Below are 15,823 nucleotides of genomic sequence, written 5' to 3'. Positions count from 1 at the left end.
AGGGCTTAAATAAACACGTAGGAATAAACAGGCGGGAATAAATACACAAGAACAGACAAAACGCAGATAAAAAAATGCCCGCTGCGCAAATGCACAGCGGGCGAAGATGATTACTGGAGATCAATAATACTGCGGCGAATAAACCTGCTCCGCTTGCTGCCCGCCTAAAATCTGCTGGATGATTTCATTGTGCATGGCGAGTAATTTTCCGTTGCGTTCGTTGAGCGCTTTGGTCTCGCTGACAAAACCTTCCAATTGCGACCAGCGCGCTAACAGCTGCGCCGAATCAGGCAAGGTGCACAATAAATTGATTATGCCCTGGTTGCCTGCCGCCGCAGGAATAGCAAAGGCAGCCAATATTTTCCGGCGACGCGTGGCGCGGGTGGAAATAAAGTCAATGAGTACAAGAATCTGTTGGTTGAGCAGCTCAATTTGCTCGCAGTTGCGCAGCAATAGCTGTTCGTACAGGCTTTGCATCAAACCCTGCAAACACTGGTAGTCAGTGCAATCCTGTTCTATATCGCGCGCCGCCACCTGGACTAATTGCTGGGCGCGACTGATGTGTCCGCTGCCAGTCATAGATCGCTGCTGCGGTGATACGCCAGAATGCTGTGGGCGAGCACTTTTACATCGCTGCTTAACTCGCCGCGAGCCAATGCTTGTTTGATGGCGGTGACTTGGTCCATATCGATTTCCGGCAGTGCGCGCATGGCTTCCTGCAACTCCTCCAGGCGCGGTTCGGCCGTACTGCTCTGGGCAGATGCCGCCGCTTTTGCCTGAGCTACAGCGTCGGTTTTGCCACTGGCTGAGGCCTCAGTGGGGGCACTGTAGCCAGATTTAATGTGCCTGCTGATTTCCATGATGAGATCCTGAAATAAGAGTGTGACTATCAATTGTTGCGCTTCATTAGCGTCGTTACCAACACTAAGCGACCAATTTTGGCGATCACTTAAATCGCATTGCAAAAAATTTTAATGCGCCGGTTTACCGTCAGTCACAAACACTCCCCCTGCCGGTTAACCCTGCGCGCGCCACCAGGATTGTGCGGCCAGACCGTCCTGTATTTTTTGCTCCTGCTGATTGAGCTGCACTTGCCACTGCGCCATCTTGGCGTCGATCACATGGGCGACGATTTTCTCGCTGCGCATGGCCGCCATTAATTCCACCTGGATACGCGCCAGGTTTTCTTCCGCCAGCGTCAACTCGCGCTGTTGCAGCTCCACCATTTTGTGCAGGGTGGCTTTGTATTGCTGCTGGTTATTGCGCTGTAGCGGCGTAGTCATCGGCACGGTAAAACTGCACAGCCGGTTAAGGCCGGTAATGTTATTGCGATAGCGCTGGCAGAGGTTTTGTTGATAGGTCACCCGCCCCAGCATTTGCTGCACCTTGGTGCCGCGCAAGCTCGCCAAACGGGATAAAACGGCTAATTGCTCTTTCATGGCTGCTGCTGACCTTAATGAACCCTGCCATTAACGAATAATAGTTTTGAGCCCGACAAGGCTCTGTTCCAGATCGGCGCCCGCGCCCACTTCCTGCCGCAAAAAGCGCTCAATGGCGGGCGCTAACTGCACCGACTGATCGGTTTTGAGATCCATACCCGGCGTGTAACCGCCCAGTGGGATCAGTTCTTTGATTTTTTCGTAAGTGCTGTAAAACTCTTTTAACTGCCGCGCTGCGCCCTGATGCGCCGGTTCCGTCACTTGGGTCATACAACGGCTGACCGAGGCGGAAATATCAATCGCCGGGTAGTGCCCGACATCGGCCAAGCGTCGCGACAACACTATGTGACCGTCCAGAATGGCGCGGGCGCAATCCACAATCGGGTCTTGCTGGTCATCACCTTCGGCTAATACGGTGTAGAGCGCGCTTAAACTGCCGCGCTCGCTTTCGCCATTACCGGCGCTTTCCACCAGCTCCGGCAACATGCCAAATACCGAGGGCGGATAGCCTTTGGTCGCCGGAGGCTCACCCAATGCCAAGGCAATTTCACGCTGCGCCATGGCATAGCGCGTGAGCGAATCCACCAACAGCAACACGTCTTTACCCTGATCGCGAAAATAGGCGGCGATGGTGTGGCACAACTCCGTGGCTTTCATGCGCATCAAAGGCGATTCATTGGCTGGTGCGACCACCACGACGGCTTTGCGCAAGCCTTCTTCGCCGAGTGAATGGAGGATAAATTCCTGCACTTCGCGCCCGCGCTCGCCAATCAAACCAACCACTACCACGTCGGCCGCGGTTTGGCGGGTGATCATGCCCAGCAGCACACTTTTACCGACACCACTGCCCGCAAACAGCCCGACGCGCTGGCCTTTGCCGAGAGTAAGTAGTGCATTGATCGCCCGCACACCTACATCCAGGGGCGCCGATACCGGGCGCCGTTTAAGTGGATTTACCCGCGGTAATTCGGTGGGCAAGGTATCGCGGCCACTGAGCTTGCCCAAATCGTCCAGCGGTTCGCCCAAGCCATTGAGCACCCGCCCGAGCCAGGATTCATCGATCTGTAACAGGGCTTCGTCTTTAGCGGGAAATACGCGGGAACCGGCGGTTAAACCGATGGGTTTTTTGAATGGCATGAGGTAACTGATATCGCGGTTAAAACCGACGACTTGCGCTTCCAGCATACTGCCATCGCCCTGCTCCACGTAGCAGCGCTGGCCAGTCATGCGCTGGCAACCGTGGCTTTCCAGCAACATGCCCGACACGCGCACCAAGCGGCCACTGACCTTGGCCAGCTGTACGCGATCCAGCGAGCGCAGGGCATCGTCGAGCTTAAAATCCTCCAGCGGCGATGGGCTGCTCACTGGTTAGCCCTCGGCCAAATGCATATGTTCAGCCAGGGTATCCACACAGGCATCCAACCGCTGTTGGCAGCCAATATCCACCTCGGTTTGCGCGGTGACTATGCGGCATTCGCCCAGCACCAATTTGTCGTCGGGCACCAACCGCCAGGCAGCAGCGCGACCGGGTGCCAGGTCTTTGATGCGGTTGTATTCCTCAGGGTTGAGCAGCACATGTACATCGCTCTGCTCGGTGGGCATGGCGGCGAGCGCCTCTTCTGCCAGATTCAATAACTGTGTGGGGTGCAAGGTCAGCTCACAGCGGATTACTTGCTGAGCGACTTTTTTCACCAGTTGCAACAACTCGCGGCGACGCTTGCGCTCAAAGTCCTCCATAAAGGCTTGCAACTGCTGGCTAATCTGGTCGAGAGGCTGGCTGGCGGTTTCAAACGCCTCGCGCCCTTGCTGCCGCCCCTCTTCGCGGCCGCGCGCCACACCTTCAATATGCCCTTGGGTAAAACCATCGCGCTGCCCTTCTTCCTGCCCTTGAATCAAGCCTTGTTGATAGCCTTTTTCCGAGCCCTCCTGAAAACCATCGGCAATGGCGCGCTGGATCGCCTCCGGGTCACTGCCCCACTGGCTGGCCTGCAAGCTGGAATTAACATTGGCGCGCGGCGGAAAACGATACGGCCGCCACCCTTTACCCGCCCCTTTAAGCACTTTAACCGTCATATCTGCCCCTTATTCCACGGTCTGTTCGCGGAACAACTGCAATTGCACTTCGCCGTTGGCGGCCATGTCGCGCACCACTGCCATAATGTCTTTGCGGACTTGCTCAATGCGGCTCAAGGGCACCGGCCCCTGACGGCGATTGATGGATTCCATCTGCTGCGCCTGCCGCTTGGGCATGGCCGCCATAATCGCTTTGACCAGCGCCGGTTCAGCCCCCTTGAGCGCCACCACCCACTCATCCAGCGGGATAGCCTCCAGCAGGGCTTGTAATACTTCCTGACTTTGGCGCGAGAGGATAAAGAAGTCGTACATTTCATCCTCAATCTTGCCCACCAGATCTTTGTTGTGGGCGCGCAGTAATTCGAACATCTGGTTACGGTCGCCCTTAAAGCGATTCATGATGTCCGCCGCCTGCTTCACACCGCGCACGCGCGAGCCCTGGGTGGACAATACCGACAAGCTGCGATCAATCAATTCTTCCAATTCCGCGATCACATCGCTGTTAACTTCGCTCAGGTTGGCGATGCGATAAAGCATTTCATCCTGACTCGCCGCCGGCATACATTCGAGCACTTCACTGGCCATAGCCGGAGGCAGGAACGCGAGAAAAACGGCTTGCATTTGCGCGTGTTCCTTGGCAATGAGTGCGGCAAATTGGCGCGGGTCGATCCACTCCATTTTGGCCATCTTGGCGCGGATTTCTTCACCGTAGATGCTGTCGAGCAAGCCGCGGGTAATATCGCTACCGAGCGCCTTGCCGAGCATGCCGGACAGATACGAACGCGACGCACCCTTGATGCTGCTCTGCTCTTTATAGTCTTCAAAAAAGCGGCTGATCACTTCCGACACCATTGGCTGCTTCACATTGCTCAAGCGCGCCATGGCCTGGCTGATGCTGACAATCTCCTCGCGCGAGAAATGGCGCAATACACCTGCCGAGGTGGAATCGCCCATGCTCAGGAGCAGAATGGCGGCTTGTTCAACGGGGCTGAGCGCACGTGAGGCCACGCGCGCCGGAGCGTCTTTCAGCGCGGCAGAGCTGCGCTCATCAGCTGGCTGGATTGAGGGTTCTTTCATTTCGACCTATCCATTGTTTAATGACTTCGGACACACGTTCAGGATCATTTTTAGCCAACATCTGCAAATGTTCGATTTGCAGTTCCAGCCCCGAACCGGGTGCGGGCAGGCGAATTTCCGCGAGCGGATTAAATTCCCCCAGAATATGCGGTGCACCCTCGCTACCGTAGCCGCGTGCCGGGTTCTGCTCGGTGCGCAGCGCCAAGGGTGGTTCCACCATGGGCGGCATTAACTGCTGGTTGGAGCGGATAAGGTTGCGCATGGCCGGGCGTACTACCATGAATAACAGCAGCAAACTCACCAGCCCAAACAAGCCCATTTTGGCCAGTTCATACACCCGGGCGCTCTCCCACCAGGGGATGTTCTCTACTATTTCCACCGGTTTGGTAAACGGAAACACACTCAGTGTCAGCAAGTCGCCGCGCTTCTCATCAAAACCGACTGCGCTTTTCACCATCGCTTCCAGCTCGGCGCGGGCTTCCGGTGTCCAGCCACCCTCGGGGGCACTGCTCGCGTTCAACACTACCGCCACACTCTGGCGCCGCAGGGCAAAGGGTGCGTGTTTGATATGGGTAACGGATTGGTCGTACTCCAACTGGCGATTGGATTCTTTACGCAGGGAGGTCGCCGCTTTATTTTCCACGCTGCTCTCGGCTACGGCTTCACCTTCAGCGGGTGCAGGGGCAGCATCGGTATCGGCAGGGGGAACTTCTTCCGGTGGCGGTACCGGGCGGTTGCTCAGGGAACCGGGCACACCCAGGGCGAGCTGATCCAGCACACTTTCATCGCGCAGAATTTCCGAGCGCAGGCGCGGGTTATCGCCATAGGCTTGAAAGGTTTCCTCGCGCTGGCTGAAGTCGATGTCCGCTGCCACGCTGATGCGGTAATTGCCTGCGCCCAAAATCGGCGCCAGCACCTCCTCCACATTGCTCACCGCTTTGGCTTGATAGCCATCCACCAGCTCCCAGCTTTGCGAGGGGCCCGCGCTTTCATTCAGGCCGCGCGATAAAAGCACGCCCTGCTGATCGACCACACTCACATCGCCACTGGCCAGTTGCGGCACGCTGCTCGCCACCAGATTAACAATGGCACTGACTTGCTCCGGCTTGAGTTTGTAGCCCGGCGCCAACTGCAACATCACCGAGGCTTTGGCCGGGTCACGCTTGCTCACCACAAACGAGGTGCTCTCCTGCAAGGCCAAATGCACACGCGCCATGTCCACGCCTTTCATGGTCATAATCGAGCGCGCCAGCTCACCTTCCAAGCTGCGTTTTAAACGCACGTCCTGCACAAACTGGCTGGAGCCGAGCGGCTCCTCCTTATCAAACAATTCATAACCCGAAGGCATCGCCACTTGAATGCCCTTGGCGGTGAGCAACATGCGCGCACGCGCCAACTGATCCTCGCGCACCAGTATTTGCCCGCTTTGCGGGTGCAGGTTGTAGCCAATCGCTTCGGCATCCAATACGCGCATCACTTCGGCGGCGGGATAGTCTTCACCTGCCCCATAAAGTGGGCGAAAGGAACCCTGATCGCGCCACAAATACACCACCACACTGATGGCGGCGATGGCCGCGACCACGGCCATCATCATCAGCGCGATGCGCGGATCGAGCTTAAAACCGCCACCGTCCCGGCTGGATAACCTGTCTTTAATAAACTGCACCATATGAATATCTCATTGGTATGGAGGGGTTAGGAAATAGGGGGATTAGAGCGGCGTGCGCATAATCTCTTCAAAGGCGCTGGTCACTTTGTTGCGCACCTGCATCAGCGCCGAAAACGACACGCTGGCCTTTTGGCTTTCAACCATGGCGCCCACCAAATCATCACTGGCACCGGAATCTACCGCAGCAGTCAAGGCGCTCGCTTTGTGCTGCTGGTTATCGATGGCTTTGAAAACATCACCAAAGGCTGCGCGAAAGCCGTCTTGCCCAGCTGAGTCACCCAACATCCGGGGTGCTTCAAACAGCGGCGATGCCTCGATCACCGGGCCTTCGGCGCCTTGTTTCATCTGCTCCATGCGCCCTAACAAATCCTGCTGTACCTGTGTAATTGAATTCATAGCCACTGTTCTCTATCCACTGTTGTGTGCTGCATTAACGATAAGCGCGAGGGTTAAAAAGTAATCTGTACACCCTGCTCACGCATGGCGGTCAAGCGATAACGCAAGGCGCGCGGGGTCATGCCCAAACTCTCGGCCGCCTTGGTTTTGTGGCCGCCAAAGCGGCGGATGGTATCTATTACGTGCTGGTATTCCGCCCATTTACCACTGGCGCGCAGGGCGGCTTTGCCACACATCTCCGCATTCAGGTCGGCGCTCATATCGCCCGCAAGGGATTTCATGGGCGCGCCCGCATGGGCCGCCGGCAAGCTCAAGCCCAGGTCCTGCGGCTGGATAAACAGACCATTGCGCAGCACCAATGCACGCTGCAGCATATTTTCCAGTTCGCGCACATTGCCCGGCCAATCGTGCGCCAGGAGCGCGTCACACGCGGCGGGAGTAAGCAGGTCATCGCGCTGTTCATGGGGCGCATGTTTGCGAATCAGGCGACGGGCGAGCGGCAACACATCGTCTTTGCGCTCGCGCAGCGGGCAAATATGCAGGGGCAATACATCCAAACGGAACATCAAATCGGCGCGAAAACGGCCTTCGGCCACCTCCTGCTGCAAGTCGCGGTTAGTGGCGGCGATAATGCGTACATCAAGCGGGATCTCTTTATGCCCGCCCAAGCGCTCTACCCGCTGCTCTTGCAGTACGCGCAATAACTTGGCTTGCAAGCCCAGCGGTAATTCACCGATTTCATCCAGCAACAAGGTGCCGCCATTGGCTAATTCAAACTTGCCCGGCTGGGCGGCAGTGGCACCGGTAAAAGCGCCGCGCTCATGGCCAAACAATAGGGATTCGAGCATTTGCTCGGGAATAGCCGCGCAGTTCACGGCAATAAAAGGAGCGCTGTCACTGGCAGCAAAACGGTGGATATAACGCGCCATCATCTCCTTGCCGGTGCCGGTTTCACCGGTAATCAGGATCGGCGCGCGTGCCAGCGCCACTCGCTGGGCCATAGCCAATAACCGGCGACCCGCTTGCGAACAGGAGACAAAACTCTCCTCGGCGGCCAAACCGGACTCCTGCCGTTGCAGCAAGGCGTTAAGTTGCGGCGCGCTAAACGGCGCCAATAAATAGTCCACACAACCCAACTCCAGCAGCGCGGCAGCTTTTTGTTGATCGGCGTATTCCACCACCGGAATCACACTGATATTAGGGGCATCGCCAATCATCGCGCCAATGCGCGCAAACAGGCTGCCGCCAGTGAAGCTGCTGACAAACACAAATATCAGGCTGGCCTGGGCGATAAGGCTGGCGCTCAGTTCGGAAAACTGGGCGCAGTGAATAATCTGGCAATTGCGATGCGCCAACCCGCTGGTAAGCAGGCTGTAACCATCGTCGCGCGAGTGACCGAGAATAATGACCTTGCGCGCCGCAACCGACTCGCCGAACAGGCGGTCACTGGCGCGGCTATTGCCTCTTTCACTGGTCTTGCTCACAGCAGCAACGTTTATTGATTGGCTTGTAGACATCACCGTCAATCACCTTTTGTGGGTTGCATCCCGATTGTTGGGTTAACCCGGTACGCCGGGTCAGGTTCAGGTTCAGGGTATGAAGCTGTTTTTTTTTGCACAGCGCTAAAGTTTTTTCGCCACCGGGTCGCTTTGTTAGATCACAACAACTGTGTGATACAACGCCACTTAACCTGTGAACCACTTCACGCAGCCGAACCATAACAAGCCCCTCGCCAAGCGCTAAATCATTTGGCATCAAATAAAATCAAAACAGCTAAAAACCCCTCACAAACAGCTTTTGATATCTATTGATTTAATTTCGCCGCGCACTCGCTCCTATACTCCGCCCGCAACGAGAGCTGACTTTGTTATCAGTCTCCCCGTGATATGCATCACAGCCACACGTATCTCAGCGACACCTATCCAGTACAGGAAATGCGCATGACAGGTAATGCGAAAGTTCAGCACAAGGTAGCCAGCGACCAGCTGATTCGGTTAAAGCCGCAAAAGCTGGGGCGCCACTATCACAAGATTCCCATGTACATTCGGGAGCTTTCCAACAAGTACCCACGGGTGATTAGCGATTACTTTTTGCGCAACTACCGGATTAATCTGGAGCTGATCAATGTGGTGGTGCATGAGCAGCGCGCTACCGATGCTGAATGTATTTACCGTTCGGCGTTGGGCAAGGTGGGGTTTTCCATGGACCGTACCCTGCTCACCGAAGTGTTGGAGTGCTATTACGGCGGCATTTGCCTGCCCAACCAGGACGCGCCGCCGGTGAGTATTTCCGAGCAGCGTATGCGCAGCCGCCTGGGTATAGATGTCGCACAAATTTTTGCCCAGGCGCTGCTGGCCGGTGAAACCTTTGGCGATCTAAAGGCGTTTGATAACGCCTACGAGGAGATCCAATGGGAGTACATCGCCGAGTTCCAGTACCACAGCCATATCACCAACAAACAGGCATCCATCTTTATTTATCTGGATACCCAACTGGTCGATGAATTGACCAGCCGCATGGCACCTCCACCGCCGCCCACGACCGGCGTCAGCCCCATCCAGCTAATCAAACACTTGCCGGTCAGGCTCAACTGTGTGATTGCCTCCCTGCAAATGCCGCTCGCCCAGGTGCTGGCGCTCAACACCGGCGACATCGTGATGATGCGTATGCGCGACCGCTGCGATGTGGAAATCAATCAGGAAAAACTCTTTCGTGGCGCCCTCTTTGAAGACGATGGCGCCCTCTTTTTAACTTCACTGGAGAGCGTGAAAACATCATGAACAATTCTTTTAGCGACAGTGACTTTGACAATTTGATGGGTTCCAACGACCTGGGCCTGCCGCCGCTCACCAGCGAACCCAGCGCCCCCGAAGCACCCGCCATAGCGCAACAGGATTTAAGTTTCTTCGGCAAGATTCCGGTCAATGTCACCCTGGAAGTGGCCTCTACAGAAATCCCGCTCAAGGACTTGATGGAAGTGGATATCAGCAGCGTGATCATGCTCGACAAACTCGCCGGTGAACCGTTGGACGTGAAGGTCAACGGCACCCTGTTCGCCAAAGCGGAAGTGGTGGTAATGAACGGCAACTACGGTTTGCGCATCGTGGAATTAAGCGGTACCAAACTGGACGGGTTGACAGCATGAGTGCCAGGCGCCGACTGCTTACGGGCGTAACACTCTTATGCGGCTTACTGCTCAGCCCCTTGGGTGCATGGGCGGCGGGTGGCGATATTCCGCTGCTGCAGTTCAACGACACCGCAGGCGGCGGCCAGGAAATGAGCGTAAAGCTGCAAATTCTGGTGCTGATGTCACTGCTCGGGTTTTTGCCCGCCATGCTGATGATGATGACCTGCTTTACCCGTTTTATTATCGTGCTGGCGATTTTGCGCCAGGCGATCGGCTTGCAACAAAGCCCGCCCAACCCGGTATTAATCGGCGTTGCCCTCTGCCTCACCCTGTTGGTGATGCGCCCGGTCGGGCAAGAAATTTACACCAAGGCTTACGTGCCCTTTGAGGCCGATCAAATCACCCTGCAACAGGGTTTAACTGAAGCCAAACATACCCTGAGCCGCTTTATGTTGGCGCAAACCAGCAGCAGCTCACTGGACACCATGCTCGCCCTCGCCGAGGAGGAGCGCCCGAACGATCTGGCCGAGCTGGACTTTTTTGTACTGCTGCCCGCCTTTGTATTAAGCGAATTAAAAACCGCCTTCCAAATCGGCTTTATGATTTTTGTGCCCTTTTTGGTGATCGACCTGATTGTCGCCAGTGTGCTCATGGCCATGGGCATGATGATGCTCTCGCCCATGATGATCTCACTGCCATTCAAATTGATGGTGTTTGTATTGGTAGATGGCTGGACGCTGCTGGTCGGCACACTCACTACCAGCATCCAACCCTTTTAGCGACGCTCAACAGCGCCACCTTTATCCCCGGAATCGCCATTTATGATGACCCCTGAAGCGGCTACTACGCTGATCGCCAATGCGATTTACATCACCGGTTTGGTGGTGTGTGTACTCATTGTGCCCAGTTTGATTGGCGGTTTGCTGGTGAGTATTTTTCAGGCCGCCACCCAAATTAACGAACAGATGTTGAGCTTTTTGCCACGCCTGTTAATCACCCTCGCAATGTTGATATTTGCGGGCACCTGGATTCTGCAAACCCTGAGCGATTTGTTCGTGGAAATATTCCAGCTCGCGGGCAGTTTGGTCGGCTAGCGCCATGGTCACGGCCACGCCCCTGCTTGACGCCAGCCAGCTCATGCATGACATGCAGGCTTACTGGTGGCCGTTTTGTCGCCTGCTGGCACTGTTCAGCATGGCGCCGCTGTTTAATCACAAAGCGGTATCCATTCGTATTCGTGTACTGCTGGCGCTGGGCATTACCGCCGCACTCACCAATGCCTTGCCAGTGCCGCCGGATATTAATCCGCTCTCGCTTAAAGGTATTTTCACCAGCATTGAACAGATTTTATTTGGCGTATTGCTCGGGCTAATGCTGCAACTGGTATTTATTATTTTCATGCTGGTGGGCGAAGTTATCTCCACTCAAATGGGCATGAGCATGGCGCGCTATAACGACCCGACCAACGGTGTTTCTTCATCGTCGATTGTGTACCAGCTGTATTTTATTTTGCTGGTGTTTATCTTTTTTTCTATCGATGGTCACCTGCTCACGGTAAGCGTTATTTACCAAAGTTTTCTCTATTGGCCGGTCGGTGGCGGTTTGCATTATTTAGGTATTGAAGGATTTTTGCGTGGCATGGCCTGGATGTTCTCTGCTGCCGTACTGATTAGCTTGCCGATTGTATTTTGTATGGCACTGGTGCAATTTTGTTTTGGTTTGCTCAACCGCATTTCACCGGCCATGAACCTTTTCTCGCTCGGTTTCCCGATTACGATTTTAGTCGGCCTGCTGTGTATTTATTTAACCCTGCCTAATATGCCGCAGAGTTACCTGCATTTAACCCGCGAATTGCTCGATACCATTGGGCGCATCTTGCAGGAGGGAAGCCGTGTCTGAACACAGTTCCCAGGAAAAAACCGAAGAGGCCAGCGCGCAGAAACTTAAAAAGAGCCGCGACGAAGGTCAGGTCGCCCGCTCGAAAGATTTAGCCACCACCATCTCGCTGTTGGTGACCCTGTTTGTACTCAAATACAGTTTTGGTTTTTATGCCGATACCCTGCATGAAAGTTTTCGTATTTCCTACATCAACTTTCAGCAAGCAGAAATGGATTTAAACGATCTGCCACTGCTACTCACCCAGAATTTATTATTGTTCGGCATGCTGTTATTGCCACTGCTGATTACACCACTGCTGGTGATATGCCTGTCGCTGGTGCCCGGCGGCTGGGTATTTGCGAGCAAAAATTTTATGCCGCAATTTAGTCGGCTCAATCCATTAAAAGGCCTAGCAAAAATTGTGTCGGCACAGAACTGGAGCGAGCTGCTTAAATCCCTATTAAAAATTACTGTATTGCTGCTCGCCGCCTGGTGGCTGGTGATAGATGCCAGTGCGCGCCTGCTGGAATTCCAACGCATGGATTTAACCAGCGCCATCACCCAGGCGTTTGACCTGCTGTTTAATACCACGCTGATTTTGCTGGCGGTATTTGTACTTTTTTCGGTAATTGATATTCCCTTGCAGCGCTTCTTTTTCCTGAAAAAATTGCGCATGACCAAACAGGATGTCAAAGAAGAACACAAAAATCAGGAAGGCCGCCCGGAAGTGAAGGCGCGCATCAAACAACTGCAACGCCAAATGCTACAGCGCCAAATTAATCGCGTGATAAAAAATGCCGATGTGGTGATTGTGAACCCACAGCATTACGCCGTCGCACTCAAGTACGACCTTAAAAAAGCCAAGGCGCCCTATGTGCTCGCCAAAGGTGTGGATGACATAGCGCTCTACATTAAAAAACTCGCCGCCAAACACCAACTGGAAATTGTGGAAGTGCCACCGCTGGCGCGCGCGATTTATTTCACCACCCAAATTAATCAGCAAATTCCCGCCCCGCTCTATACCGCCGTGGCGCATGTGCTGAGTTACATCTTGCAACTGCGGGCTTACCGGCAGGGGCGCAGAAATAAACCGCAATTGGCGAACAACCTTAATATTCCGGCCAGCATGGCCAACAGGACTTAACCATGAATTTACTCCAGCAACTTATGCCGAACCTCCGCAGTGGCCGCATTGGTATTCCGCTGCTGATTTTATCGATACTGGCAATGATTATTTTGCCGCTGCCACCGCTGCTGCTGGATATTTTATTTACCTTCAATATCGCCGTATCCATTCTGGTATTGCTCACCAGTGTATCCACCAAAAGCCCGCTGGATTTCTCGCTTTTTCCCACGGTGATATTGGTCACCACCTTGATGCGTTTGTGTTTAAACGTGGCCTCTACCCGTGTGGTATTACTCGAAGGTCACACCGGCACCGAAGCCGCCGGTAAAGTGATTGAAGCCTTTGGTGAGGTAGTGATTGGCGGAAATTTTATTGTGGGTATGGTGGTGTTCATGATTTTAATGATCGTGAACTTTATCGTTATCACCAAAGGCGGCGAACGTATTTCTGAAGTGACCGCGCGCTTTACGCTGGATGCATTGCCCGGTAAACAAATGGCGATTGATGCCGACTTGAACGCCGGTTTAATCAGCCAGGAAGATGCCAAACAACGTCGTCAACAAGTATCCAAAGAAGCGGATTTTTACGGCGCAATGGACGGTGCATCCAAATTTGTACGCGGCGATGCGATTGCCGGTATTTTAATTCTGCTGATCAATTTATTCGGTGGTTTTGCCATCGGTGTGTTTATGCACAACCTGAGCGCGGGCGAAGCCTTCCAGCAATATGCACTGCTCGCCATTGGCGATGGTTTGGCCGCACAAATTCCCGCACTGCTGCTATCTACCGCGGCGGCAATTATTGTTACGCGTATTAATGAATCCTCCGAAATTACCCAACAAGTCCAGCGCCAAATGCTGGCGACACCATCGCTGCTGTACACCGTGGCAGGGATTTTATTTTTACTGGCACTGATTCCCGGCATGCCCAAACTGGCGTTTATGACTTTTGCCGCACTGATTGCCTTTATTGGTTGGCGCGTGTCACTCAACCCCAACCCCGCTGACGCCAGCCTCGATGAAGCCGAGGCTATCACCGCAGCTATGGGTCAGGAGCAAGCGCAACATTTGGCATGGGACGATATTCCTGCGGTGGAGTCTGTGTCTATTTCGCTCGGTTACAAACTGGTGGGATTAGTGAACCAAGCCGCAGGCGCACCACTGGCTCAACGTGTGCGCGGTGTGCGGCAAACCCTGTCGGAAAATTTAGGATTTTTATTGCCCGAAGTACAAATCCGCGACAGCCTGCGGCTCAAGGCGGCGCAATACAATATTTACATTAACGGCGAAAAAATTGACGGCGCCGAATTACATGCCGATCGCCTGATGGCCATTCCCTCCCCCGAACTTTACGGCGAAGCCGACGGTATTTTAGGTATCGACCCCGCCTACCGCATGCCAGTGGTATGGATTTTACCGAGCGAAAAAACCCGCGCGTTAAATTTGGGTTATCAAGTGATTGATTGCGCCAGTGTGATTGCCACCCATTTAAATAAAGTGATTCGCGCACACTTGCCGGAAATTTTTAAACACGACGATGTAGAACATTTAATGCAGCGTTTGGCACAGCTCGCCCCCAAATTAGCGGATGCCTTAAAAACCCAACTCAGCTTTACCCAACAGCACAAGGTGTATCGCCAATTGCTGCAAGAGGAAGTGTCGTTAAAAGATATTGTCAGCGTCGCCACCGCGCTGGTAGAAGGCAGCGAAAGCACCAAAGACCCGGTACTGCTCGCCTCCGATGTACGCTTTGCCCTGCGCCGCAATATTGTGTCCAGCATTGCGGGTGATCGCAGTGAGTTATCGGTATTTGTCTTGGATAACACCCTGGAAAACACCCTGCTCAGCGCGCTTAGCATTGCCAAACAAGCGGGGCCAGTGAGTTTGGATAATATTCCGGTAGAGCCCAACCTACTCAACCAATTGCAAACGTCTATGCCGGTAGTCAAAGAAAAACTGCGCAGTGAAGGCCACCCGCCCATTCTGGCCGTTATGCCACAATTGCGCCCGCTGCTAGCGCGTTATGCACGGGTATTCAGCCCCGGCCTGCATGTGTTATCGCAAAATGAAATACCCGAGAAAGTGGGTGTAAATATTTTGGGGAGTTTAGGGTAATTACCGTGTCGATACAAACGAACTACTGGAATATTGTAGTGCTAGAATCAATATTGCCTTAACGTACACTCTGTGTGTTTTATGATATCGGGATCAATTCCTTTGGCCCTAAGCAATGTTTCCAATCCTTTTCTCGCTAAATCTTTCTGGATATTTGGACCAATGATTATCTCTTCTATCCATTTGTAATCAAACGCATAATCAATAAATGGAACAACAATTCCGGAACGATCATAAAATTGAAGAATATTAGGCATCGTTCCTATTTTCCTTGTTTGAAATATCAGACGAAATTCAGATTCATCCGCAAACTCTTTTGGCTTGATTGAGCATATTGCATACATTAGCTCATTATAAATTTTATGAAGTGGTGCAAGAAGTTGTGTGGCGGTATGATTCAGCATAATGGCATTGTTTACTGCCTCAAAAATATCATTCGACTCAATAATACTATTTACATATTCAATACCTTCATAACTAACCTCTTTAAAATTATAACTTAAATCAGAAATTAACTCTTTTTGTCCCTCAACTCTAAATTTTTCTTTAAAAAACTGAAAAAAATCCGACTTAAACCCAATGCAATAAGATGCATTACTTTTTCCATACGCCATCCATTGGCTCAGTCTATCCCGCTTATCGGTAAAAGAAGTTACATATGAATAGCGATTTCTCGCATTTAGTGGTAAAAAAATAGATAATGTTTCGTAGAATTTTTTTACTGCATCCACCTCTCTATTACTCAAACCCAATCGCCCAAAATTATTGGATAGCTCAATAAGCCGATTTTCAACATGCTTCAACCCCTCATCGAACTCTCTATAATCATTTAAGAATCTGATATCCGTAGCCCTTAAGGTTCCATTTAAAAGTATATTTCGAATTCCTTCGACTGAAGTATAGTGGTAATGTGTAGTCATATAA

The 15,823-nt window shown here is 53.1% G+C and carries 17 protein-coding genes; 7 read left to right on the top strand and 10 right to left on the bottom strand.

Annotation, left to right across the window (positions count from 1 at the left end):
* Positions 1–120: 120 nt before the first annotated feature.
* The 9 genes from flgN to O59_RS05735 form a co-directional block, all read right to left on the bottom strand.
* A complete protein-coding gene (flgN, locus tag O59_RS05775; protein WP_007640493.1) occupies positions 121–579 on the bottom strand; it encodes a flagellar export chaperone FlgN in 459 nt (152 codons plus the stop codon).
* Positions 576–860: a flagellar biosynthesis anti-sigma factor FlgM gene (gene flgM / locus O59_RS05770; protein ID WP_040391595.1), complete on the bottom strand. Its 285-nt coding sequence runs from the start codon at positions 858–860 to the stop codon at positions 576–578. The genes flgN and flgM overlap by 4 nt, the downstream gene beginning before the upstream one ends.
* A 156-nt stretch (positions 861–1,016) precedes the next feature.
* Positions 1,017–1,439 carry a flagellar FliJ family protein gene (locus O59_RS05765; protein ID WP_007640488.1) on the bottom strand — a complete coding sequence of 141 codons (423 nt, stop codon included), beginning with the start codon at positions 1,437–1,439 and terminating at the stop codon, positions 1,017–1,019.
* Between the two features lie 30 nt (positions 1,440–1,469).
* Positions 1,470–2,804: a flagellar protein export ATPase FliI gene (gene fliI, locus O59_RS05760; protein ID WP_007640486.1), complete on the bottom strand. Its 1,335-nt coding sequence runs from the start codon at positions 2,802–2,804 to the stop codon at positions 1,470–1,472.
* A gap of 3 nt (positions 2,805–2,807) precedes the next feature.
* A complete protein-coding gene (gene fliH / locus O59_RS05755) occupies positions 2,808–3,512 on the bottom strand; it encodes a flagellar assembly protein FliH (RefSeq protein ID WP_007640484.1) in 705 nt (234 codons plus the stop codon).
* A 9-nt stretch (positions 3,513–3,521) separates the two neighbouring features.
* Positions 3,522–4,589 (bottom strand): FliG C-terminal domain-containing protein, encoded by a 1,068-nt coding sequence (locus tag O59_RS05750; RefSeq protein WP_007640482.1) that lies wholly within the window; start codon positions 4,587–4,589, stop codon positions 3,522–3,524.
* Positions 4,561–6,258 (bottom strand): flagellar basal-body MS-ring/collar protein FliF, encoded by a 1,698-nt coding sequence (fliF, locus tag O59_RS05745; RefSeq protein ID WP_007640480.1) that lies wholly within the window; start codon positions 6,256–6,258, stop codon positions 4,561–4,563. The genes O59_RS05750 and fliF overlap by 29 nt, the downstream gene beginning before the upstream one ends.
* A gap of 42 nt (positions 6,259–6,300) precedes the next feature.
* Complete coding sequence (locus O59_RS05740) at positions 6,301–6,654, bottom strand: flagellar hook-basal body complex protein FliE (protein ID WP_007640478.1); 354 nt, start codon at positions 6,652–6,654, stop codon at positions 6,301–6,303.
* A gap of 53 nt (positions 6,655–6,707) precedes the next feature.
* Positions 6,708–8,171: a sigma-54-dependent Fis family transcriptional regulator gene (locus tag O59_RS05735; protein WP_007640476.1), complete on the bottom strand. Its 1,464-nt coding sequence runs from the start codon at positions 8,169–8,171 to the stop codon at positions 6,708–6,710.
* A 423-nt stretch (positions 8,172–8,594) separates the two neighbouring features.
* Here O59_RS05735 and O59_RS05730 point away from each other — a divergent pair, with 423 nt between their 5' ends.
* Genes O59_RS05730 through O59_RS05700 form a run of 7 tightly spaced genes read left to right on the top strand, consistent with a single transcriptional unit; the run spans position 8,595 to position 14,899 of the window.
* Positions 8,595–9,434, top strand: a complete 840-nt coding sequence (locus O59_RS05730; protein ID WP_040391593.1) for a FliM/FliN family flagellar motor C-terminal domain-containing protein — start codon at positions 8,595–8,597, stop codon at positions 9,432–9,434.
* On the top strand, positions 9,431–9,799 hold the full coding sequence (gene fliN, locus O59_RS05725) for a flagellar motor switch protein FliN (RefSeq protein WP_007640472.1): 369 nt from the start codon (positions 9,431–9,433) through the stop codon (positions 9,797–9,799). Before O59_RS05730 ends, fliN begins: the two co-directional genes overlap by 4 nt.
* The gene (gene fliP, locus O59_RS05720; RefSeq protein ID WP_007640470.1) at positions 9,796–10,560 is read left to right on the top strand and encodes a flagellar type III secretion system pore protein FliP; all 765 of its coding nucleotides are present in this window, start codon (positions 9,796–9,798) and stop codon (positions 10,558–10,560) included. The genes fliN and fliP overlap by 4 nt, the downstream gene beginning before the upstream one ends.
* Before the next feature lie 42 nt (positions 10,561–10,602).
* The gene (locus O59_RS05715) at positions 10,603–10,875 is read left to right on the top strand and encodes a flagellar biosynthetic protein FliQ (RefSeq protein ID WP_040391591.1); all 273 of its coding nucleotides are present in this window, start codon (positions 10,603–10,605) and stop codon (positions 10,873–10,875) included.
* Between the two features lie 4 nt (positions 10,876–10,879).
* The gene (gene fliR, locus O59_RS05710) at positions 10,880–11,680 is read left to right on the top strand and encodes a flagellar biosynthetic protein FliR (RefSeq protein ID WP_007640466.1); all 801 of its coding nucleotides are present in this window, start codon (positions 10,880–10,882) and stop codon (positions 11,678–11,680) included.
* Positions 11,673–12,803, top strand: coding sequence for a flagellar biosynthesis protein FlhB (flhB, locus tag O59_RS05705; RefSeq protein WP_007640463.1), 1,131 nt, complete (start codon positions 11,673–11,675; stop codon positions 12,801–12,803). Before fliR ends, flhB begins: the two co-directional genes overlap by 8 nt.
* A 2-nt stretch (positions 12,804–12,805) precedes the next feature.
* Complete coding sequence (locus tag O59_RS05700) at positions 12,806–14,899, top strand: flagellar biosynthesis protein FlhA (RefSeq protein ID WP_007640461.1); 2,094 nt, start codon at positions 12,806–12,808, stop codon at positions 14,897–14,899.
* A gap of 47 nt (positions 14,900–14,946) precedes the next feature.
* Here O59_RS05700 and O59_RS05695 read toward each other — a convergent pair whose 3' ends face one another.
* On the bottom strand, positions 14,947–15,819 hold the full coding sequence (locus O59_RS05695; RefSeq protein WP_007640459.1) for a DUF2971 domain-containing protein: 873 nt from the start codon (positions 15,817–15,819) through the stop codon (positions 14,947–14,949).
* Between the last annotated feature and the right edge of the window lie 4 nt (positions 15,820–15,823).

It is taken from the genome of Cellvibrio sp. BR (genome assembly GCF_000263355.1).
In the GTDB taxonomy this organism is placed as follows: Bacteria; Pseudomonadota; Gammaproteobacteria; order Pseudomonadales; family Cellvibrionaceae; genus Cellvibrio.
The sequence above is the reverse complement of the archived record's forward strand: the minus strand, read 5'-3'. Positions and strand labels throughout refer to the sequence as shown.